18 protein-coding genes are annotated in these 21,010 nt (G+C 62.9%); 9 read left to right on the plus strand and 9 right to left on the minus strand.

The window, feature by feature from the left end; genetic code table 11:
• Nucleotides 1-133: 133 nt before the first annotated feature.
• Nucleotides 134-1,654 carry a CoA-acylating methylmalonate-semialdehyde dehydrogenase gene (locus tag AC07R0_RS06055; RefSeq protein ID WP_116603804.1) on the minus strand — a complete coding sequence of 507 codons (1,521 nt, stop codon included), beginning with the start codon at nt 1,652-1,654 and terminating at the stop codon, nt 134-136.
• A 107-nt stretch (nt 1,655-1,761) separates the two neighbouring features.
• On the opposite strand from AC07R0_RS06055, the gene AC07R0_RS06060 reads away from it, so the two are divergent.
• On the plus strand, nt 1,762-2,700 hold the full coding sequence (locus AC07R0_RS06060) for a LysR family transcriptional regulator (protein WP_495104176.1): 939 nt from the start codon (nt 1,762-1,764) through the stop codon (nt 2,698-2,700).
• A gap of 101 nt (nt 2,701-2,801) precedes the next feature.
• On the opposite strand, the gene AC07R0_RS06065 is transcribed toward AC07R0_RS06060, so the two are convergent.
• On the minus strand, nt 2,802-3,464 hold the full coding sequence (locus AC07R0_RS06065) for a GntR family transcriptional regulator (RefSeq protein ID WP_495104177.1): 663 nt from the start codon (nt 3,462-3,464) through the stop codon (nt 2,802-2,804).
• A 161-nt stretch (nt 3,465-3,625) separates the two neighbouring features.
• Here AC07R0_RS06065 and AC07R0_RS06070 point away from each other — a divergent pair, with 161 nt between their 5' ends.
• From AC07R0_RS06070 to AC07R0_RS06095, 6 genes are all read left to right on the plus strand, one after another.
• Nucleotides 3,626-4,540, plus strand: a complete 915-nt coding sequence (locus tag AC07R0_RS06070) for a dihydrodipicolinate synthase family protein (protein ID WP_495104178.1) — start codon at nt 3,626-3,628, stop codon at nt 4,538-4,540.
• A 10-nt stretch (nt 4,541-4,550) separates the two neighbouring features.
• A complete protein-coding gene (locus tag AC07R0_RS06075; RefSeq protein ID WP_495104179.1) occupies nt 4,551-5,513 on the plus strand; it encodes a 4-hydroxyproline epimerase in 963 nt (320 codons plus the stop codon).
• A gap of 135 nt (nt 5,514-5,648) precedes the next feature.
• A complete protein-coding gene (locus AC07R0_RS06080) occupies nt 5,649-6,755 on the plus strand; it encodes an NAD(P)/FAD-dependent oxidoreductase (protein ID WP_495104180.1) in 1,107 nt (368 codons plus the stop codon).
• On the plus strand, nt 6,746-6,985 hold the full coding sequence (locus AC07R0_RS06085) for a (2Fe-2S)-binding protein (RefSeq protein ID WP_495104181.1): 240 nt from the start codon (nt 6,746-6,748) through the stop codon (nt 6,983-6,985). Before AC07R0_RS06080 ends, AC07R0_RS06085 begins: the two co-directional genes overlap by 10 nt.
• A complete protein-coding gene (locus AC07R0_RS06090) occupies nt 6,982-8,289 on the plus strand; it encodes an FAD-dependent oxidoreductase (protein ID WP_495104182.1) in 1,308 nt (435 codons plus the stop codon). The genes AC07R0_RS06085 and AC07R0_RS06090 overlap by 4 nt, the downstream gene beginning before the upstream one ends.
• Before the next feature lie 215 nt (nt 8,290-8,504).
• A complete protein-coding gene (locus AC07R0_RS06095) occupies nt 8,505-9,638 on the plus strand; it encodes a branched-chain amino acid ABC transporter substrate-binding protein (RefSeq protein ID WP_495077162.1) in 1,134 nt (377 codons plus the stop codon).
• A gap of 78 nt (nt 9,639-9,716) precedes the next feature.
• On the opposite strand, the gene AC07R0_RS06100 is transcribed toward AC07R0_RS06095, so the two are convergent.
• From AC07R0_RS06100 to AC07R0_RS06130, 7 genes are all read right to left on the minus strand, one after another.
• Entirely contained in the window at nt 9,717-9,977 is a 261-nt protein-coding gene (locus AC07R0_RS06100) for a hypothetical protein (protein WP_495098027.1), read from the minus strand.
• Nucleotides 9,978-10,144: 167 nt separating this feature from the next.
• Nucleotides 10,145-10,522 (minus strand): hypothetical protein, encoded by a 378-nt coding sequence (locus AC07R0_RS06105; protein ID WP_495104183.1) that lies wholly within the window; start codon nt 10,520-10,522, stop codon nt 10,145-10,147.
• A gap of 49 nt (nt 10,523-10,571) precedes the next feature.
• The gene (locus tag AC07R0_RS06110) at nt 10,572-11,105 is read right to left on the minus strand and encodes a hypothetical protein (protein ID WP_495104184.1); all 534 of its coding nucleotides are present in this window, start codon (nt 11,103-11,105) and stop codon (nt 10,572-10,574) included.
• Nucleotides 11,106-12,496: 1,391 nt separating this feature from the next.
• Nucleotides 12,497-13,306, minus strand: a complete 810-nt coding sequence (iolB, locus tag AC07R0_RS06115) for a 5-deoxy-glucuronate isomerase (protein ID WP_495104185.1) — start codon at nt 13,304-13,306, stop codon at nt 12,497-12,499.
• Nucleotide 13,307: 1 nt separating this feature from the next.
• A complete protein-coding gene (gene iolE, locus AC07R0_RS06120) occupies nt 13,308-14,213 on the minus strand; it encodes a myo-inosose-2 dehydratase (RefSeq protein WP_495104186.1) in 906 nt (301 codons plus the stop codon).
• 169 nt (nt 14,214-14,382) lie between these two features.
• The gene (gene iolD, locus AC07R0_RS06125) at nt 14,383-16,251 is read right to left on the minus strand and encodes a 3D-(3,5/4)-trihydroxycyclohexane-1,2-dione acylhydrolase (decyclizing) (protein ID WP_495104187.1); all 1,869 of its coding nucleotides are present in this window, start codon (nt 16,249-16,251) and stop codon (nt 14,383-14,385) included.
• Between the two features lie 8 nt (nt 16,252-16,259).
• On the minus strand, nt 16,260-18,200 hold the full coding sequence (locus tag AC07R0_RS06130; RefSeq protein ID WP_495104188.1) for a bifunctional 5-dehydro-2-deoxygluconokinase/5-dehydro-2-deoxyphosphogluconate aldolase: 1,941 nt from the start codon (nt 18,198-18,200) through the stop codon (nt 16,260-16,262).
• 260 nt (nt 18,201-18,460) lie between these two features.
• On the opposite strand from AC07R0_RS06130, the gene AC07R0_RS06135 reads away from it, so the two are divergent.
• Together AC07R0_RS06135 and AC07R0_RS06140 are read left to right on the plus strand one after the other, a co-directional pair.
• Nucleotides 18,461-19,390, plus strand: coding sequence for a sugar ABC transporter substrate-binding protein (locus AC07R0_RS06135; RefSeq protein ID WP_495104189.1), 930 nt, complete (start codon nt 18,461-18,463; stop codon nt 19,388-19,390).
• Between the two features lie 81 nt (nt 19,391-19,471).
• On the plus strand, nt 19,472-21,007 hold the full coding sequence (locus AC07R0_RS06140; protein ID WP_495104190.1) for a sugar ABC transporter ATP-binding protein: 1,536 nt from the start codon (nt 19,472-19,474) through the stop codon (nt 21,005-21,007).
• The last annotated feature ends 3 nt before the right edge of the window (nt 21,008-21,010 follow it).

The following is a 21,010-nucleotide window of genomic DNA, read 5'->3' on the forward strand; positions in this document are numbered from 1 at the left end:
CCCCCGGCCGGGGATGCCCACAAACACCCACCCACCCACAAACAAAAATAGCTGCCAGCGCAGATAAATCCTGCGCAAGCAGCTACTTTTACGATAGCAAGACCCGCAGAAAGCGCGCCTTGCAAGTCGGCTCTTACTTCGCCGTAGGCATCACAAACTCAGCGCCCTTGGCAATGCTTTCGGGCCAGCGTTGCATGATGGATTTTTGCTTGGTGTAGAAGCGCACGCCTTCTTCGCCGTAGGCGTGCATATCGCCGAACAAGCTCTTCTTCCAGCCACCGAAGCCGTGCCAGGCCATGGGCACGGGGATGGGCACGTTGATGCCGACCATGCCGACCTGGATGCGGCGGGCGAACTCGCGGGCCACGTTGCCGTCGCGGGTGAAGCAGGCCACGCCGTTGCCGAACTCGTGGTCGTTGATGAGTTGCACGGCCGTGCCGAAGTCGGGCACGCGCATGCAGCCCAGCACCGGGCCGAAGATTTCTTCCTTGTAGATCTTCATGTCGGGCGTAACGTTGTCGAACAGCGTGCCGCCCAGCCAGAAGCCTTCGCCACAGCCGTCGCCGGCCTTGCTGCCGTCAAAACCACGGCCGTCGGCCAGCAGGGTCGCGCCTTCCTTGATGCCTTGCTCGATGTAGCCGCTGATGCGGGCATGGGCGGCGGCGGTGACGATGGGGCCCATTTCGGCGGCCAGATTGGTGCCGTTCAGCACCTTCAGGGTCTTGGTGCGTTCCAGCAGCTTGGGGATGACCTTGTCGGCCACGTCGCCCACCAACACGGCGACCGAGATCGCCATGCAGCGTTCGCCGGCCGAGCCGTAGCCTGCGCCGATCAGCGCGTCCACGACCTGGTCCACGTCGGCGTCGGGCATGACCACCATGTGGTTCTTCGCGCCGCCCAGGGCCTGTACGCGCTTGCCGTGGTGGGCGCCGGTTTCATAGATGTAGTTGGCAATGGGGGTGGAGCCGACGAAGCTCACGGCCTTCACATCGGGGTGCACCAGCAGGGCGTCCACGGCTTCTTTGTCGCCTTGCACCACGTTGAATACGCCGTCGGGCAGGCCGGCTTGCTTCAGCAGGTCGGCGATGAACAGGCTGGGGCTTGGGTCGGTGGGGCTGGGCTTCAGGATGAAGGTGTTGCCGGCGGCAATCGCCACCGGGAACATCCACATCGGCACCATCACGGGGAAGTTGAACGGCGTGATGCCGGCCACCACGCCCAGGGGTTGGCGCAGCGTCCAGTTGTCGATGCCGGTGGAGACCTGGTCGGTGAAGTCACCCTTCAACAGCTGGGGAATGCCGCAGGAGAATTCGACGATGTCGATGCCGCGGGCGACTTCGCCCTGGGCGTCGGTGAACACCTTGCCGTGTTCGGCGGTGATCATGTGGGCCAGCTCGTCCTTGTGCAGGTTCAGCAGCTCCAGGAACTTGAACATCACGCGGGCACGGCGGATCGGCGGCGTGTCGGACCACTTGGGGAAGGCGGCCTTGGCGGACGCCACGGCAGCGTCCACGTCCTGCACATTGCCCAGGCGTACCTGGCGCGCCACGGCGCCAGTGGCGGGGTTGTACACGGGCTGGGTGCGGGTGCCCGTGCCGGTGCTGCGTTGGCCCTGGATGTACTGGGCGACTTCGGTGTTATCGGTGTAGGACATGGTAGGTGTCTCGTTGTGTAGTGCGGACTTGCAGTTTATGGACTCGCCCCCTGTGCTACAAGGCCGAAAATTTGAATTGATTGTTCAGAATGGTGAACAATAGGGCCATGAACGAGCAAAAGATCAATGAGCTGTGGAGCCATTTGCACTGGCTTACCGTGCTGGCCCAGCAGGGCAGCTACACGGCGGCGGCGGCGCGGCTGGGCGTCAGCAAGGCGGCGATGAGCCAGCGCATGGCCGACCTGGAGCAGATGGCCGGCGTGCCCCTGGTGCGCCGCACCACCCGCAGCGTGCGCCTGACCGAGGCCGGCCAGCGCCTGGTGGACGACACCCGGGCCTCGTTCGAGCAGATCGCCCAGAGCTTTGCCCAGGTGCGCGATCTGGCCGATGCGCCGCACGGCCTGCTGCGGGTGACGGCACCGGTGGCGTTTGCGCGCCAGCAACTGGTGCCGCGCCTGGCCGACTTTCTGCGCGAATACCCGGATGTGCGCCTCGAATTGGAACTGTCGGACCGCCTGTCCAGCCTGGCCACCGAAGGTTTCGACCTGGCGATACGCCACACCGCCGCGCCGCCCGATACCCATGTGGCCTGGACCCTGTGCGCCACGCGCTCGGTACTGGTGGCCAGCCGCGGCTATCTGCGCAAGCGTGGCACACCACTGCGGCCCGAAGAACTGCGCAACCACAGTTGCCTGCACTATCCGCGCGCCCAGGACACGCCGGCCTGGACTTTTGCGCAGGGGGATGAGCGGGTGACGGTGCCGGTGTCGGGCGTCTTGTCGGCCAACAACAGCGAGGCGTTGCGCGATGCGGCCGTGACCGGCTTGGGTATTGCGTTGTTGCCGGACTTCAGCCTGCCCGCCAGCCTGCGTGCCAGCAAGCTGGTGCCGGTGCTGCCGGATTGGCAGCTGGTCGGGGGCTATGCGGACCAGTTGTACGCCATCCGCCCCTACACCGCCCATGTGCCGCGCGCGGTGACGGCGTTTGTGAACTACCTGCGACAGGCCCTGGCGCAGGGATTTGCCCAGGGGTTGGACGAGGTTTAAATCGCCAATTTAAGGCTTATTTTTAGGCATGAAATAGGCCGCTAGCGCAGGTTTTATCTGCGCAAGCTGCTCCTGTTTTTGATGCTAAAAATAGGAGCAATTTAGTTGTCTATGACGCGCCGCGCAAAGCCCTGCAGATAGTCCATCAGCCGGGTGGCGCCACCCACCGCAGCGGCTTCGTCGCCCGTGGCAATGCCCTGGGCCAGATCCATGTGCGCCTGCGCGGCTTCCATGATGTCGCCTTCGTGCTGGTAGGCGACCCAGAAGCGCCGGCACTGCACGATCAGGGGCACCACGGCCTTCACGGCCGAATGGTTGTGGCTGGCCTGGTGGTTCACCTGGTCCAGCGCCAGGTCGGCGGCCATGTAGTCCACCAGATGGCCGCGCGTGGCGGCCTGCACCATTTTTTCGGCGCAGCGCAGGATGTCCTTGCGCTGCAAGGCCGTGGCCCGGCGCGCCGAGCAGGCGGCAATCAGGCATTCCAGCACCCGCCGGGTTTGCACCACGTCCAGGTGGTCGGCCAGGTCGATGTGCGATACCAGCAGGCCGCGCCGCGGCTGCTGCACGATCAAACCAATCGACACCATGCGCAGCAGCGCCTCGCGCACCGGCGTGCGGCCCAGCTGCGTCAGCTCGACGATGTCGGCCTCTACCACCGGGCTGCCGGGGGCCAACTGCAGGGTGGAGATCAGCGTCTCTATCGCGTCGTAGGCCATGTCGGCCGCGCGGCGCTTGGGCAAAGGAGGGGCGGGGAGTTTGGGCATGGTGGTGGGCGCAAGCCATTAATTGCATTGGTGCATTGGACCAAAAAAAGCTGGCACGCAAGCTGCTTAAAACCCTAACAAGATATTTTAAATATGTCGTTAATATATTAAGACTGCTACAGTTCAGCTCTCCAACCACCCATTTACCAAGGACACACACCATGACGCTCCCCCGCTGGAAAGGCATCTTCCCCGCCATCACCACCAAGTTCCACGCTGATGAAAGCATCGATGCGGAGGGCACGGCCAAGCACATCGAGTTCCAGATCGCCAACGGCATCCACGGCCTGGTCACCTGCGGTTCGCTGGGCGAAGCCAGCACCCTGACGCTGGAAGAAAAGCTGCAGGTCGCCGAGATTGCTTTGAAGGCCGCCAAAGGCCGCATCCCGGTGCTGGCCAATGTGTCCGAAACCAGCACCCGCGAAGCCCTGCGCTACATCGAGGGCGCGAACAAGTTGGGCGTAGACGGCTTCATGGTCATGCCTTCCGTCATCTACGTGGCCGATGCCCGTGAAGCCATGCTCAACGTGCGCACCATGGCCAACGCCGCGCAAAAGCCCATCATGGTCTACAACAACCCGGTGGCCTACCGCGTGGACCTTAGACCTGAGCACATGGCGGAGCTGGCCGACTGCCAATGGATCGTCGCCATCAAGGAAAGCACCGACAACATCCGCCGCATCACCGATCTGCGCAACACCGTGGGCACGCGCTACCAGCTGTTCCTGGGCGTGGACGATCTGGCCTATGAAGGCCTGGCGCTGGGCTGCGACGGCCTGCTGGCTGGCGTGGGCTGCGCCTTCCCGCGCGAAACCGTGGCGCTGTACGACCTGATGCAGGCGGGTGAGTGGGCCGAAGCGCTGTCGCTGTACCAGTGGATGACGCCCATGCTGCACCTGGACGTATCCACCAAGCTGGTGCAAAACCTCAAACTCATCGATGCATTGGTGGGAGTGGGCAGCGAGCACATGCGCCGTCCGCGCCTGCCGCTGGTTGGCGAAGAGCGGGCCGTGATTGAGCGTATCGTGACGCGGGCACTGGAAACCCGTCCGGCTAAATACCAATCCGTCATGTAAGGAAACCCGCATGCAGCGCATCCAGATCATTGATTCCCACACCGGCGGCGAACCTACGCGCCTGGTGGTGGGCGGCTTCCCCGACCTGGGTACCGGCAGCATGGCCGAGCGCCGCGCCTTGCTGGCCGCCCAGCACGACCAGTGGCGGGCCGCCACCGTGCTGGAGCCGCGCGGCAACGACGTGATCGTCGGCGCCTTGCTATGCGAACCCGTGGCCGCCGATGCGGCCGCTGGTGTGATCTTCTTCAACAACACCGGCTACCTGGGCATGTGCGGCCACGGCACCATCGGCCTGGTGGTCAGCCTGGCGCACATGGGGCGCATCCAGCCCGGCGTGCACAAGATCGAAACCCCGGTGGGTACGGTGGAAGCCACTCTGCATGCGGACGGCTCGGTCAGCGTGCGCAATGTGCCGGCCTACCGTTTTGCCACGCAGGTGGCGGTGGATGTGCCGGGCTACGGTGTCGCGCATGGCGACATCGCCTGGGGCGGCAACTGGTTCTTTTTGGTCAACGACCACGGCCTGTGCGTGGCCAGCGACCAGCTGGCGGCGCTCACAAGCTACGCCTGCGCGCTCAGTGCAGCCTTGGGAGCGCAGGGCATCACCGGAGCCGATGGTGCGGAGATTGACCACATTGAATTGTTTGGCCCGGACGACCAGGGTGCGGATAGCCGCAACTACGTGCTCTGCCCCGGCATGGCCTACGACCGCTCGCCCTGCGGTACCGGCACCAGCGCCAAGATTGCCTGCCTGGCAGCCGACGGCAAGCTGGCTCCGGGCGAGACCTGGCAGCAGGCCAGCGTGATCGGCAGCCGCTTCGAGGCGTCCTACACCCTAGACAACGGCCAGGTGATCCCGACCATCCGGGGCCGTGCCCATGTGTGTGCCGAGAGCACCTTGTTGGTGGCCGAAGACGACCCCTTCGGCTGGGGCATCACCTTAGTACCCCGACTCGGAAGTATCGGAACATGAAAGCGCGTCTTCGCCCCCATGGCGGCGTTGCAAAGCCTCGCCATAGCCACAGCTATGTCTGCGTTTTACGCCTTGCCCTAGTGGCGAATCCATCACTTTCATTGTGTTCCTTTACTTCCGAGTCGGGGTACTAGGATGAACGCCGACACCATCGTCATAGGCGCTGGCATCGTGGGTGCGGCCTGCGCCCACGCGCTGGCACAAGCCGGCCGTAAGGTGCTAGTGTTGGACGCGCAGCGCGGCGGCGCCACCGGCGCGGGCATGGGTCACCTGGTGGTGATGGACGACAACCCAGCGGAACTGGCCCTGAGCCGTTATTCCGTTGGCCTGTGGCAGGCCCTGGCGCCGCAGATGCCCGCCGACTGCGCCTATAGCGGCTGCGGCACGCTGTGGATTGCCGCCAACGCCGAGGAAATGGCCGCCGCCGAGGACAAACGCCAGCGCATGCAGCAGCACGGCATTGCCAGCCATTTGCTGGACGCGGCCGCGCTGGCCCAGGCCGAGCCGGCGCTGCGCCCCGGCCTGGCCGGTGGGCTGGTGGTGCCGGGCGACGCCATCGTCTACGCACCCAATGCGGCGCGCTGGCTGCTGGCGCAGGGCGGTGAGCGCATCCGGCAAGAGCACGCCGAAGTCACCGCCTTAGAAGGCACGCGCGTACGCCTGGCCGACGGCAGCTACCGCCAGGCGCCACAGATCCTGCTGGCCAATGGCATCCAGGCCACCACGCTGTGTTCCGATTTGCCGATACGCCCCAAAAAAGGCCATTTGCTGATCACCGACCGCTACCCCGGTACCGTGCATCACCAACTGGTGGAGCTGGGCTACATCACCAGCTCGCACCATAGCGAGGGGCCTTCCGTGGCCTTCAACCTGCAGCCGCGCCCCACGGGCCAACTACTGCTGGGCTCCTCACGCCAGTTCGACACGACGGATATGACGGTAGAGGCCCACATGCTGCAAGCCATGCTGCAACGCGCGTTGGGCTACATGCCGGACTTGGCCCGCTTGAACGCCATCCGCGCCTGGACCGGCTTGCGCGCCGCCACGCCAGACAGCCTGCCCATCCTCGGCCCGCACCCCACGCGCGAGGGCCTGTGGCTGGCCGTGGGCCACGAAGGGCTGGGCGTAACCACTGCGCTGGGCAGTGCCCAGCTGCTGGCGGCACAGATGACTGGCGGCACGGCCGCCATCGATGCCAGCCCTTACGGCTTGCAACGTTTCAAGGAGGCGGTATGCGCGTGAATCTGCATATCGATGGCCAGCCGGTCGCCGTGCCCATGGGCTGTACCGTGGCGGTGGCCTTGGCTATTTCGGGGAATGGCGTAGCGCGCATTTCCGTGCGTGGGGATGCGCGGGCGCCGCTGTGCGGCATGGGCGTGTGCCAGGAATGCCGGGTCAATGTGGATGGGCAGCGCCAGCTGGCCTGCCAGACCCTGTGCCGAGACGGGATGCAGGTGGAGAGAACCTTATGACGCAAACCTTGCCCGCCCACGAATCCTGCGACCTGCTCATCATCGGTGCGGGCCCGGCGGGCATGGCGGCGGCGCTGGCTGCCGCACCCAGCGGTGCGCGCATTGTCGTGGTGGACGATAACTTGCTGCCGGGCGGCCAGATCTGGCGCGATGGCCCTGGTGCGCAGTTGCCGCCGGCCGCCCGTCGTATGCGCGAGCAGGTGGCTGCGTGCGCCAATGTGCATTGGCTCAGCGCCACCCGCGTAGTGGCTGCACCCGCGCCCCAGACCCTGTTGCTGGAAGATGCGCAGCGCGGCTGGTCCATCCAGTGGAACAAGCTGCTGCTGTGCACCGGCGCACGCGAGTTGCTGTTGCCGTTTCCTGGCTGGACCTTGCCCGGCGTGACCGGTGCCGGCGGCTTGCAGGCGCTGATCAAGTCCGGCCTGCCTGTCGCCGGCGAGCGGGTGGTGGTGGCAGGCAGCGGCCCCTTGTTGCTGGCCGTGGCGGCCACCGCGCGCAAAGCGGGTGCCCAGGTGCTGCGCGTGGCCGAGCAGGCCAGCGCGGCAGCCATGGCTGGTTTTGTAGCGCAGCTGCCGCGCTGGCCCGGCAAAGCGGCACAGGCCTTGGGTCTGCTGCATGCCGGCTGGCGCACGTCTTCGTATGTGCTGTCGGTGCAGGGCCAGGGCCGGGTGGAGTCGGTGCGGCTGCAGCAGGGCGGTACCATTGTGGAGCTGGATTGTGATCGCGTCGCCTGCGGCTTTGGCCTGGTGCCGAATATCCAGCTGGGCCAGCTCTTGGGCTGCGCGCTGGTACCTACCGCAACAGGCGCGCAGGCGCTGCAGGTTGATACCTGGCAGGCCACCAGCGTGCCCAATGTGTATGCCGCAGGCGAATGCACAGGCATAGGCGGTAGCGAGCGGGCATTGGCCCAGGGCGCAGTCGCCGGCCATGCGGCCGTGGGCCAGCAGGCTGCGGCGCAGCAGCGCTGGCCGGAGCGTGCACGTTGGGACCGCTTTGCGCAGCAGCTGGCGCACAGTTTTGCACTCCAGCCGCAGTTGTGCAGCTTGCCGCAGGCTGACACCCTGGTCTGCCGCTGTGAAGACGTGCCCTACGCCGCTGTGTCCGCCTGCTCCGGCTGGACCGATGCCAAGCTACACAGCCGCTGTGGTATGGGCGCCTGCCAGGGCCGCGTGTGCGGCGCCGCCACCCAGTTTTTACTGGGTTGGACGCCGCCCGTGCCCCGGGTGCCGCTGACGCCAACACGGGTTGGCACGCTTGCTGCAATGGTCTCCACACCAGGCGCTGCCCAGCGCCATACCTCTTGAAAGGATATTGCCAACATTAGCCGACCTTCTTTGCGCTCATATTTGCTTCAATCAGAACAAACCCGCCCATGCGACCCGGCCGTTAGAGCCTACAGTCCAGCGGTGGCCTATTACAAGCTTCACATATGTCTTACCCGGTGCCCTGTCGATGGTTACAAGCCCTTGAATCAGACACTGTGTAAGTCTTAACCCAATCCCTTTCTAGGACAGAGTTCATGCAACCTACTTTCACGAAGATCGCACTTGTTGGTGCCATGGCAATGGCAATGGCCGGCGGCGCGTACGCAGAAGACCAGATCGTCAAAATCGGTGTGACCGGCCCCTTGTCTGGCCCCAATGCTTTCATCGGCAAGGACAATGAAAACGGCGTACGCTTGGCAGTTGAAGACCTCAACGCCAAGAAAATGGTTGTCGGCGGCAAGACCCTGAAGTTTGAGCTGGAGTCCGAAGACGACCAGTGCGACCCCAAGTCCGGCGTAAGCGTGGCCCAGAAGCTGGTGGACGCAGGCGTCAAGTTCGTGATGGGCCCATACTGCTCGGGCGTGGCCATCCCCGCTTCGCGCGTGTACAGCCAGGGTAATGTGGTGGTGTCCACCGTGGGCAGCAACCCCAAGGTCACCATGGGTGGCTACAAGAACCTGTTCCGCATCATGGCCGGTGACAACGAAATCGGTGCACGCCTGGCCTTCTATGCGGCCAACATCATGAAGGTCAAAAAGGTCGCCTTGATCGATGACCGCACCGCCTACGGCCAAGGCCTGGCAGACGAGTTCTCCAAAGAAGCCAAGAAGCTGGGCCTGGAAATCGTGGGCCAAGAGTTCACCACCGACAAGGCAACGGACTTCTCCTCCATCCTGACCAGCCTGAAGGCCAAGCAGCCTGAAGTTATCTTGCTGGGCGGCTACGCGCCACAAGCTGGCCCCATGGTGCGCCAGATGAAGTCGTTGGGTGTGACCGCCAAGCTGCTGGGCGGCGACGCCATCTGCACGGCTGAACTGGGCAAGCTGGCAGGTGATGCCGCGACCGACACCGTGTTCTGCGCCCAAGGTGGTGCGGTACTAGAAAAAACGGCTGAAGGCCCCGCTTTCAAGGCTAAGTACAAGAAGCGCTTCAACATCGACCCCGATGCATACGCTCCTTCGTTCTACGACCAGACCATGTTCGTGGGCCAGTCCATCCAGAAGGCTGGTGCAGTCGACTCTGAAAAGGTCGGCGCCGAGATCTACAAGACTTCCTACAAGGGTATGTCGGGCACGTTCGGCTTTGACGACAAGGGCAACCTGAAGGCTGCGCCTATCACCATCTACACCTTCAAGGCTGGCGCACCGTCCGCACTGGGAACGTACTAATCTCTAGCTTTGCTAGCGTGAAGTAAAAAAAAGGGCCGTTCAGACGGCCCTTTTTTTATGCACAACTGTAGTGCGTAGTCAGTCTGCAGTGCCTTCGTCTTCGTCGTCCATGCCCTCGCTGTCCATCACGGCGATTTCGGCGTATTGCACGGCATTCAGCTGGTGGCGGTAAGCTGCATAAGCGTGGCGCGCGCAGGCTTCGTCATCGCCGTCGTCGTCTGCTGTCGCGGCCAGCGCATGGAATTTGGCCGCCGCAGCAAAGTGGTGCGCCGCCATGCGGTGGTGGTCGCCCAGGGTTTCAAACTCTTCTTCCAGGATGGTGGTGTCGGCAGTGTTCATAAAGTCCTCGCAGATGCTGGCGCGGCGACATACCGCTTGGCTAGGATGCGCGGTTTGGATGAAGGCTTGATGACACGGGTGCTATGGTTGTTGTAGCTGGTAGCGCAGGTTTTATGTGCGCTGGGGGGATTTTTTCTTTAACGTTGGACGTTCGCTCGATGGAGAGGTTAGACGCCGGCTGCAACGCGGCAGCTCCGTAGATTGCGCTCGAACTTTGGGAAGAAGGTCTCCGGGTCGCAGATGGTTCCGGGCGCCGATATTTTGCAGAACCCTACGATCAAAAAATCGGTTACCGCGTCAGTGCACATCGGGAACTGCTCCAAGGCGGCTGCATCCCCCTTGAGTCCCCAGCTCTCAAGAAACGTCGTCGTTCGAGTCGTGGCTGCGACGAAATAAGCGCGGTCAGAGGACTTGACCGCCGCCTCCATTTGAGGAAGCTCCTGTCCAAGAAAATCGGTTGCCGCTCGCGGGAAGTCTGTGGTTTCTCGCTGCGCTATTGCGGCAGTCGATGCAATTACGAGCAAAAGGCAGAGCGTGAGCTTCATAGGCGACTAACCCCGGAGCTGCGGGTCGGCTCGAGCGACATGTTATGCGTCACGCTCCCGGCCTTCCGCCAATTACAGACTGTTGGTGGAGCGTGCGCTCTGGTTCTGCGGACTGAAGCTCGGTTTCAAATTCCGAGGCATACGCTTTCAATCGAGCGAGGGAACTCGTCAGATTTCTGAGTACCCGATCAGTATCCTCAGCAGGTGCCTTTACGAGTGCCTCAGTTCCGTTCAAAAACGGCTTTGCCGTTTCTGAGATTTCGATTGCCTTTGCTAACCGTTGCGCTACGTTCTGCCGAACTTGTTCGTGTCGCGACCCACCAGACCCGCCGTTGAAAATGGCAAGATCGGAATACACCTTCTCAAGGTGCCGCGCCAGCGATTTGACTCTTGTGATTTCGGCGTCAATCGACACTACCGTGTATGCAATTTCGCGAAGGCGTGCCCGAAATTCAATATTGCTAGCAGCCTGCTGGGTTTCGTGAGCTGATCTGGCCGAGCGAAATGCAGCAACCGCAGCGAATGCGCCTCCCAGGGCACTGACTGCCGACGCAATCGCAGATATCCAATCAGTCGAACTCATGTCTGTGGATGGCGCGGCGCCCAACTTGACGAAAAACGCAATGTAGACCGCAAAACCTGCGGGATAAGAAGGTCGCTGCGGTCTACATCGTTCATCAAAATTTCCTGAAAGTGGCTTTTAGACTGGTACTCCCAGGGTTGTACTTGTCTTTATACAGGTATAAATGTTTTGACAAACACCGCACGCCGAGTGATGAACCACTATAGCCCGGCGTAGCCGATCGGTTTCCGACTCGCAGGCATCTTCACCTCAAAAAGGTGGAGCCAATAAGTGCTCTATTTTTTATAGCTGCTTGCGCAGGTTGAATTTGCGCTGGAGCCCGTTTTATTTGCAGATTTATATGCGGTGTGGGGTAGTGCGGATGGTGTCTGACGTTTGTATGATCCCTGGCCGGGAGTTCGCCCCGGCGGGCGAGTACCTTTTCTTTTACGCAAAAGAAAAGGCACCAAAAGAAAGGCGCCCCCACTGTCTGCGCCCTTCGCTGGCGCTACGGGAACCTGCGGTGCTCGCTTCAAGTGGGGTCCCGCTCGAACTCGCTTCGCTCAGACAGTCGCGGGCCCTGATCCACTTGAAGCTGTGCTCCTCGGCGCATACAGAGGGGGACCCCGGGGAGCGGGATCGGTGGCGCGCAGCGCCACATCGCGCCTAGGGCGCGCGCGGGCGTCACCGTCCTCCGTTCGGGCTGGGTTTGTCGGTGCCCCTCGACAAGCTCAGGACGAACGGGGAATTCTTTTCGCGCCTGCGGTGCGATGACCGGCGCAGCCGGGCTGGATGTTCGGATGTTTGGCTGTCCGCTCCCACGCCGTGTGGCGTCGGCGAGTAGCGCAGGGCTGGGCGGATCAGGGCCCGCGATTGTTTGAGGCCGTAGGCCGAGTTCGAGCGGGACCCCGCACAGACCGAGCAACGCAGCGTACCCCGTAGCGCAGCGAAGGGGGCGACGACTTCGGCTCGCCTTTCTTTGGGTTACGTTTCTTTGGCGACGCAAAGAAAGGTGACTGCGCCGCCGGGCGCACATCCCGGCCGGGGATGCCGAAGACATCAACCCTTTCAAAGGTTCAAGCCAAATCACCCGCTAGCGCACGAATTACCTGCGCAACCAGCTATCAATATGAGAGTGAACGTCTATCCGGCCTTGGGGTCAGCCGAAATGCGGGTGGGCGCTGTGGGCTCAGATAGGCAGACAGAGCGCAATTCGGATCTGACCCCATGGCCTCGCACTGCGTGGTGCGTTGCGTTCCAGCGCGTTGAGGCGAAAGCTGAGCTGGATGTCCGGCCCCATGGCCTCGCGCCGTGCTTGTCGTGTGCAGCGTGGCCTCGAAGAAATTACAAGCCAAATCGGCTGCCAGCGCAGATAGAACCTGCGCTGGCAGCTATTGAATCACTAGCAACGACTACTTCGCCGCCAGCATCCACTCATGCGCTGGATCGTTCTTGAAGACCCAGAAGCGGTTCGGGCCGGCCATGACGTTCAGGTAGTACAGGTCGTAGCCATGCGGCGCCACCACCGGGTGGTAGCCGCGCGGGACCATCACCACGTCGTGGTTCTCCACGGCGCAGGCTTCGTCCAGGCTGCGGTCGTCGGTATAGACGCGCTGGAAGGCAAAGCCCTGCGGTGGGTTCAGGCGGTGGTAGTAGGTTTCTTCCAGCAGGGTTTCCACCGGCGGCTGCTCGATGTCGTGCTTGTGCGGGGGGTAGCTGCTGGAGTGGCTGGCGGGCGTGAGGACTTCGACCACCAGCAGGTGGGCGGCGGTGGGGTCGTCGTGCGGCAGCACGTCACACACATAGCGAGTGTTCGTGCCCTTGCCGCGCACGCTGCGGCGCATGCTGGCAGGGTCGAGCACCTTGACCGCATGCGGTGTGTTTCCGGCGGGCGCTGTGCACAGGCCGACTTCCGCGTCGGTCTCGGCGACGATGACGACGGTTTTGTCTGCGGGCACATAGACCGCTGCCGGCGAGACTTCTTCGAACACGCTTTTGCGCGTGCCCAGGTGTGCATGCGTCTGGCCGTCGATGGTGACGCTGACGGTGCCGGTCAGCACCACCAGGCAAAGTTCGCGGGTGCTGGTGTTGACGGTTTCAGACTCGCCTTTTGCCAGGCGCACGGCGCGGAAACCCACATGGGTCCAGCCGGCACGCTCGGGCGTGACGTTGACGATTTCGCGGCCCGTGGGGGCCGCTTTGGCTAGCAGGGGGCTCACCATCTCAGCCGCCGATCTTGTCGACCAGGCCGCGCAGGGTGTCGTAGCCCTTTTTCGCGTATTCGTAGCTGGGGGCGACGGCCGGGTCTTGCTCGGCTTCGACCACCAGCCAGCCTTCGTAACCGGCGTTCTTCAGCGTGGTCAGCACGGCTTCGTAGTCGATGCTGCCATCGCCGGGCACGGTGAAGGTGCCGTTGATCACGCCGTTCAAAAAGCTCCAGCCGTCGTTGCGTGCCTGGGCAATCACGGGGGTGCGCACATCCTTGCAGTGCACGTGCACTACGCGTTCGACGTGTTTCTTCAGCAGCGTGACAGGGTCGGCAGCGCCGCCGAAATAGGCATGGCCGGTGTCGAACAGCAGGAAAACCTTGGTCGGGTCGGTCAGCGCCATCAGTTTGTCCACATCGGCGGGGGACTCGACGTAGGCGCCCATGTGGTGGTGGTAGGCCAGCTTGATGCCATAGGTCTTGACCAGGTGCTCACCGAAGGCGTTCAGGCGCTCGGCGTAGGCCTTCCATTGTTCGTCGTTGGCGAACTTGGGGCGCTTGGACACGGGGGTGTCGATCTGGCCCTGGATGGTGTCGGCGCATTCGCCGTAGACCACCACATTCACCTTGTTGTACTGCAGCTTTGTCATGTGCGCCTTGCAGCGCTCGATCTCGGCTTCCACCGTGTCGTTGCCCAGGAAGCCTGAGTACCAGCCGGACACGCAGGCCAGGCCAAATTCGTCCAGCTTGGCTTTCAGGCCGGGGCCGTCCTTGGGGAATTTATTGCCCAGCTCGAAGCCTTCGTAGCCGATTTCCTTGCCTTCGCTGAGTGCCGTTTCCAGCAGGGTTTCGCCGCCCAGCGAGGGCAGATCGTCGTTCATCCAGGACAGGGGGTTGATGCCGATGCGTACGTTCCAGGTCATAGTAAAACTTTCTTTCAATGGATGGTTATAACTAGCCACCACCCAGGTTCAGCGAGAACGCCCTCCCACCAGAAACACCGCAGATCTGGCTTTGCCAAGCTGCTGGTGTTGCCCCCTGCAAGGGGGGTGGCGGAAAGTGCGTAGCACTGGAGCCTGGGGGTGTTCTTATTCAGATACGTTGTTCAGTTTTTGCGGCGGTGTAGCGCTCAAACGCTTCGTTCACCGCAGGGCGTTCAGAGACTTCGGGTATGGCGACTTCCCACCAGCAGCCGCCTTCGGCCGTAGTGCGCTCATAGGTGGTGTCGATCACGATGACTTGGCTCTTGGTGGCGGCGCGGGCGGCCACCATGGCGGTCTTCAGCTCGGCCACGTCCTTCACGTGCACCGCATCGGCGCCCATGCTGCGGCCGTGCATGGCAAAGTCGATCTGGCTGCTGCTGCCGCCCTCGGGGATGCAGTCGTCCAGCATGTTGTTGAAGTTGGGCGTACCGCTGGCGCGCTGCAGGCGGTTGATACAGCCGTAGCCCCGGTTGTCCAGGATCACCACGATCAGCTTCTTGCCCAGCAGCACCGAGGTGGCCAGCTCGGAGTTCATCATCATGTAAGAGCCATCGCCGACGATGACGATGACTTCCTGGTCGGGCCGGGCCATCTTGGCACCCAGGGCACCCGCCACTTCGTAGCCCATGCAGGAGTAGCCGTATTCCACGTGGTAGTTGCCGGGTCGGGTTGCGCGCCACAGCTTGTGCAGCTCGGCGGGCAGGGTGCCGGCGGCGCAGACCACCACGTCATGCACATCGCTGTTGGCAATGGAGTCGCGCACGGCGCCAATGACTTCGGCGTCGTAGGGCAGCACGTCTTTGGGGGCGGCGGTGGTGAGCTCGGTCACGCGCTTCACCCAGCCTGCGGCCAGGCTGCGGGCGCGGGTGGTCCAGGCCGGTTCGGCCTTCCAGTCGCCAGCGGCGGTGCTGAGCTGGGCCAGGCCGACGCGGGCATCGGCCACCAGGGCGGTGCCGGCCCACTTGGTGGCGTCGAAGCTCTGTACGTTCAGGCTCAGCAGCTTGGCCTTGGCGAACAGCGCGTGCGAGCCGGTGGTGAAGTCTTGCAGGCGCGTGCCCACGGCCAGCACCACATCGGCTTCGCGGGCCATTTCATTCGCGGCCGGGCCGCCGTCCACGCCGATGCCGCCCAGGTTCAACGGGTGGTCCCAGGGCAGGCTGCTCTTGCCGCCGTGGGATTCGACCACGGGCACGCCGTGCTTCTCGGCAAAGGTGCGCAGTGCGTCCCAGGCCTGGCTGTACAGCACGCCGCCACCGGCCACGATCAGTGGCTGCTTGGCGGTCTTCAGCAGTGCGGCGGCAGCGGCCAGCTCGCGGGTGTCGGCGGGCGGGCGGCGGAAGTGGATCACGCCGGGCTGCAAGAAGCTCTCGGGGCAGTCGAAGGCATGGGTTTGCACGTCCTGTGGCAGCGCCAGGCAGACCGGGCCGCAGCTGGCCGGGTCGGTCATCACCTGGATGGCGCGGGGCAGGGCGGTCAGGATTTGCTCGGCACGGGTGATGCGGTCAAAGAAGCGCGTCACGGGGCGGAAGGTGTCGTTGGCGCTCAGGTCGCCGTGCTGGAAGCTTTCGATCTGCTGCAGCACCGGGTCGGGCGCGCGCGAGGCAAAGGTGTCGCCGGGCAGCAGCAGCACGGGCAGGCGGTTCACGTGGGCCATGGCCGCGGCGGTGACCAGGTTGGTGGCGCCGGGGCCGATGCTGGTGCTGACGGCCATGATGCGCTGGCGGAAATGCGCCTTGGCATAGGCCACGGCGGCATGGGCCATGCCTTGCTCGTTATGGGCGCGGTAGGTGGGCAGCTGGGCGCGTTCGGCGTACAGGGCTTCGCCGAAGCCGGCCACATTGCCGTGGCCGAAGATGGTGAATACGCCCGCGCAGTAGGGCTGGATGCTGCCATCGGCCATTTCGACTTGCAGCGCGGCCAAGTGCTTGACCAGCGCTTGGCTCATGGTGAGTTTTTGGGTGAGCTTTTGGGTTTTCATGGGCAGATTCAGGACGCAGATTTCCGGTTACGCCAGGCGTTGACGAGGGTAGCAAAGTTGTGCGCAACGGCGTCTTTGAAGGCGGCGTCGTTGATTTCGTTCTTCAGCCACTTTAGCGAAGGTTCTGCCCACAGGGTGCGGCCCACCATGAAGCCCTTGACGATGGGGTTGGTGGCGTGCACAAAGCTGTCGGCCAGGTGCTGCAGTGGCTGGTTCAGGCCCAGGATCACCGCGCCGCGGCAATACGGGTCGCGCTCGGCCACCAGGGCGGCCAGTTCGGTCCAGCCCTTAGCCTGCATGGGCGCCAGCTTCCACCATTCGGGCTTGACACCCAGGTTGTAGAAGCGCTTTACCGAACGCAGCACGGCCGCGTCTTCGGTGCCGGCGGGCGTCATGGCGCGGGGGCAGATGATTTCCAGCAGCAGCTCGTTGCCGCTGGTGCGGGTGGCTTCCCACAGTTCCAGCACGGTTTGCTCTTGCTGCAGGCGCAACTCGTAGCTGTCGTCCGGGTGGTAGTGCACCAGGCACTTGACCACGTGTTCGGTAGGCCAGTTGATCAGCGCGCTGCCGACCGAGCGGGTACCGTCAAAACGCAGCGGGCGCGAGCCGGGCAGCTCGACCGGGCGGCCCACCCACCAACCACGGCCGGTGGCGCTGGCCAGCGCGTCGCGGCCGTAGTCGCCGCCGTCGATCAGCACGCCGGTATGGCCTTGCAGCTTGTGGCTGGTTTCCACCTGCTCGGCGGCTTGCACCAGTAATTTTTTCAGCGCGGGAATGCGGGAGTCGCTGGCACCGGCTTCACGGGCAATATCAAAAAACTGGCTGCGGTGGTCGAACGCCAGTACGCACATCTCGTTCCAGTCGGGGCGGGCCGCGGTGACGCGGTGCAGATGGGCCAACTGTTCATCGGCATCCACCTTGGGGTTGCGGCTGCCGCTGAACCAGTGGGCAAGCTCGGCCGGCGTGGCCATGGCAGCCGAGCAGGCGTGGCGCGACACCACGATGGCACCGCAGGCGTTGGCTACTTTGGTGGATTCGGCCCAGTCCTTACCCTGCAGCAGGCTGGCCATCAGGCCGGACAGAAAGGAGTCGCCCGCGCCCAGCACGTTCAGCACTTCGACGCGCTCGCCCTTGAAGGTGGGGGCGTCGTCGATATTCGTGGGGATGGCGCCTTCGATCACGCTGCAGCCAGCGGCGCCGCGCTTCACCACCAGGGTGGCGGAGCTGATGGCGCGCACCGCACGCAGGCTGGCCATCAGGTCGTCGGCCACGCCGCCGGCGATGAAGAACTCTTCTTCGGTGCCGACCAGCAATTCAAATTCGGGCAGCATTTCCTGCAACTGCTGTGTCACGTGTGCGTCTGCCACATAGCGGTTTTCGCCCGCGCCGCGACTGGTCAAGCCCCACAGCACGGGGCGGTAGTCGATGTCTAGCACACGCACCACGCCGTGTTTTTTGGCGTAGGCCAGGGCGGTCTGCGATGCGCGGCGGGTACCGGGGGTGGAAAGATGGGTGCCGGTGATGGCCAGCGCACGGCACTGGGCTATGAAATCTTCGCTGATCTGGTCGGCATCCACCGCCATGTCGGCACAATTTTCACGAACGAACAGCAGGGGGAAGGTGTCGCGGTCCTTCAGGCCCAGCAGCACCAGCGCGGTCAGGCGCTCGGGGTCGATCTGCACCTGGCTGGTGTCGCAGCCTTCCTGAGCCAGCGTTTCGGTCAGGAAACGGCCCATTTGTTCATTGCCCACGCGGGACAGCATGGCGCTTTTCAAACCCAGGCGGGCCACACCAAAGGCAAGGTTGCCCGAGCTACCACCCAAATACATGGCCATGCTGCGTGCGTCTTCCAGGCGGCTGCCAAATTGCTGGGCATACAGGTCTACTGCCAGGCGGCCCAGGCAGGCGAGGTCGATACGGCGACCTTGGGGGAAGTTCAGTTGGCTCATCAAGTGCAGTAGTTTCAAGGAAATGGGTTCTCGCCACGGGCGAGAAAACGAAATACACGGCTCGCAGCCATGCCAGGTGGACTGACTATAAATTGTAGAGAAATTTTTTTCTCTAAGTGTAATCACTTAGAAATTTATTTTCTATTTTTGGAAATAGTGATTACAGTACGGATCGTGGTTTGGCGCATTTCCATGACCAGATCTCAACCAACCGAGCGGCACAAAAATAGCCGTTCCTTACTACTTCGGAGACGTATTCAATGAAAAAACTTCTACTCGCAGCTGCCGTGTCTTCCACCTTGTTGGCGCCAATGGCTGCGCACGCTGAGAAGGTTGGCTTGGCCATGGCCCAACTGGACACCTTTCTGACGATCCTGAAAAACGGCGTGGTGGATGCCGGCAAGAAATCTGGCACAACCGTGCAAGTGGAAGACGCTCAGAACGACGTGGGCAAACAGCTCAGCCAGATCCAGAACTTGATCGCCCAAAAGGTAGACGCCATCATCGTCAACCCCGTGGACACCGACGTCACCCCCAAGATCACCAAGATGGTGACCGACGCCAAGATTCCGCTGGTCTACGTGAACCGCAAGCCCGTCGACTTTGCCAAGCTGCCCGCAGGCGTGGCGTTCGTGGCCTCTGACGAAGTGGTCTCCGGCACCGTGCAAACCCAGGAAGTCTGCCGCTTGCTCAAGGGCAAGGGCGAAGTCGTGGTGCTGATGGGCGAGCTGTCCAATGAAGCAGCGCGCACCCGTACCAAGGACATTGAAGATGTGCTGGCCACCAAGGACTGCAGCGGCATCAAGATCCTGGACAAGCGTGAAGGCAAGTGGGACCGTACCCAAGGCCAGGACATCACCACCAACTGGCTGTCCACCGGCATGAAGTTTGACGCCATCATCGCCAACAACGACGAAATGGCCATCGGCGCCATCAACGCGCTCAAGGCGCAAAAGAAGTGGACCCCTGCCAGCATCGTGGCCGGCATCGACGCCACCCCTGACGCACTGGCTTCCATGAAGGCGGGCGACCTGAAGGTCACCGTGTTCCAGAACGCGGCCGGCCAAGGTAGCGGCGCGCTGGACGCAGCCCTGAAGCTGTCCAAGAAGCAGGCCGTTGAGCGCTTCGTCAACGTGCCATTTGAACTGGTAACCCCGGCAAACTTGGCCAAGTACTCCGGCAAAAACTAATTTGCCCTGATTGGCCATTCGCCAGACGCCCCCACCGATGGGGGCGTCTACCCATTTTTACCGTTCAATCGAGTTAGCTGTATGTCAGATACTGCCACTATGGAGCGACCGGCTGCGCCGTCCGCCGCCGCCGTTCCGCCTTTGCTGGAGATCCAGGGCATCCTGAAGATATTTCCAGGTGTGGTCGCACTTAACAATGTGCAACTCAAGCTGCGCGCAGGTACCGTGCACGCGCTGATGGGAGAAAACGGCGCCGGCAAGTCCACGCTGATGAAGATCATTGCGGGCATCTACACGCCAGAGAAGGGCGATATCCGCCTGCGTGGCCAGCCCATCGTGCTGAAGTCGCCGCTGGACGCGCTGAACCAGGGCATCGCCATGATTCACCAGGAGCTGAACCTGATGCCGTACATGACGGTGGCAGAGAACGTCTGGATCACCCGCGAACCGAAAAACTGGCTGGGCTTGGTAGACCACGCCGAGCTGAACCGCAAAACCGCCGAGCTGTTCAAAGACTTGAACATCGACATCGACCCGGCGATAGAGATCCAAGAACTGTCTGTCGCCAACCGCCAGATGGTGGAGATTGCCAAGGCCGTGTCCTGGAACTCCGACGTGCTGATCATGGATGAGCCGACATCTGCCCTGACCGAAACCGAAGTGGCGCATTTGTTCGCCATCATTCGCCGCCTGCGGGCCCAGGGCAAGGGCATCATCTACATCACCCATAAGATGAACGAGCTGTTCGAGATTGCCGACGAGTTCTCGGTGTTCCGCGACGGCCAGTACATCGCCACTCATTTGTCCTCCGAGGTGACCCGCGACGACATCATCCGCATGATGGTGGGGCGGGAAATCACCCAGATGTTCCCCAAGCTGGACGTGCCGATCGGCGACGTCGTGCTGTCGGTGAAAGACCTGTGCGTCGAAGGCATCTTCAAGAATGTGAGCTTCGACATCCGTGCCGGCGAAATCGTCGGCATGGCCGGCCTGGTCGGCTCGGGCCGCTCGAATGTGGCCGAGGCGCTGTTTGGTGTGGTGCCTGCGACCTCGGGCACGATTTCCATCAAGGGCGAGCCCGTGCAAATCCGTACGCCGCAGCAGGCGCTGGCTGCGGGCATGGCGTTTTTGACCGAAGACCGCAAGGAAACCGGTTGCTTCCTGGCGCTGAATATCCAAGAAAACATGGACTCGGCGGTGCTCAACCAGCGCTACGTGAGCAAAGGCTTTGTGCAGAGCGAACAGCTCAACAAAGACTGCCTGGAAATGGCCAAGCGCCTGCGCGTGAAGACGCCCAGCATGGACGAGATCATCCAGAACCTGTCGGGTGGCAACCAGCAAAAAGTGCTGGTGGGTCGCTGGCTGCTGACCAACCCGCGCATCCTGATCCTGGACGAGCCCACCCGCGGCATCGACGTGGGCGCCAAGGCCGAAATCCACCGCCTGGTCTCCGAGCTGGCCGGCACGGGCGTGGCCATTTTGATGATTTCGTCGGAAATGCCCGAGGTGCTGGGCATGAGCGACCGCGTCGTGGTGATGCACGGCGGCCAGGTCACCGGCATCCTGGACCGCAAAGACGCCAACCAGGTCTCCGTCATGGACCTGGCTGCGAAGTAATTT

It is taken from the genome of Rhodoferax sp. GW821-FHT07F03, from assembly GCF_059418745.1.

Bases quoted from the DNA above. Each gene is read 5' to 3' on its own strand.
- AC07R0_RS06140 (WP_495104190.1), top strand. From the start codon at position 19,472: ATGTCAGATACTGCCACTATGGAGCGACCGGCTGCGCCGTCCGCCGCC.
- AC07R0_RS06105 (WP_495104183.1), bottom strand. From the start codon at position 10,522: ATGAAGCTCACGCTCTGCCTTTTGCTCGTAATTGCATCGACTGCCGCA.
- AC07R0_RS06085 (WP_495104181.1), top strand. From the start codon at position 6,746: ATGCGCGTGAATCTGCATATCGATGGCCAGCCGGTCGCCGTGCCCATG.
- AC07R0_RS06110 (WP_495104184.1), bottom strand. From the start codon at position 11,105: ATGAGTTCGACTGATTGGATATCTGCGATTGCGTCGGCAGTCAGTGCC.
- AC07R0_RS06090 (WP_495104182.1), top strand. From the start codon at position 6,982: ATGACGCAAACCTTGCCCGCCCACGAATCCTGCGACCTGCTCATCATC.
- iolD (WP_495104187.1), bottom strand. From the start codon at position 16,251: ATGAAAACCCAAAAGCTCACCCAAAAACTCACCATGAGCCAAGCGCTG.
- AC07R0_RS06130 (WP_495104188.1), bottom strand. From the start codon at position 18,200: ATGAGCCAACTGAACTTCCCCCAAGGTCGCCGTATCGACCTCGCCTGC.
- AC07R0_RS06060 (WP_495104176.1), top strand. From the start codon at position 1,762: ATGAACGAGCAAAAGATCAATGAGCTGTGGAGCCATTTGCACTGGCTT.
- iolE (WP_495104186.1), bottom strand. From the start codon at position 14,213: ATGACCTGGAACGTACGCATCGGCATCAACCCCCTGTCCTGGATGAAC.
- AC07R0_RS06135 (WP_495104189.1), top strand. From the start codon at position 18,461: ATGAAAAAACTTCTACTCGCAGCTGCCGTGTCTTCCACCTTGTTGGCG.
- AC07R0_RS06065 (WP_495104177.1), bottom strand. From the start codon at position 3,464: ATGCCCAAACTCCCCGCCCCTCCTTTGCCCAAGCGCCGCGCGGCCGAC.
- AC07R0_RS06070 (WP_495104178.1), top strand. From the start codon at position 3,626: ATGACGCTCCCCCGCTGGAAAGGCATCTTCCCCGCCATCACCACCAAG.
- AC07R0_RS06080 (WP_495104180.1), top strand. From the start codon at position 5,649: ATGAACGCCGACACCATCGTCATAGGCGCTGGCATCGTGGGTGCGGCC.
- AC07R0_RS06095 (WP_495077162.1), top strand. From the start codon at position 8,505: ATGCAACCTACTTTCACGAAGATCGCACTTGTTGGTGCCATGGCAATG.
- AC07R0_RS06100 (WP_495098027.1), bottom strand. From the start codon at position 9,977: ATGAACACTGCCGACACCACCATCCTGGAAGAAGAGTTTGAAACCCTG.
- iolB (WP_495104185.1), bottom strand. From the start codon at position 13,306: ATGGTGAGCCCCCTGCTAGCCAAAGCGGCCCCCACGGGCCGCGAAATC.
- AC07R0_RS06055 (WP_116603804.1), bottom strand. From the start codon at position 1,654: ATGTCCTACACCGATAACACCGAAGTCGCCCAGTACATCCAGGGCCAA.
- AC07R0_RS06075 (WP_495104179.1), top strand. From the start codon at position 4,551: ATGCAGCGCATCCAGATCATTGATTCCCACACCGGCGGCGAACCTACG.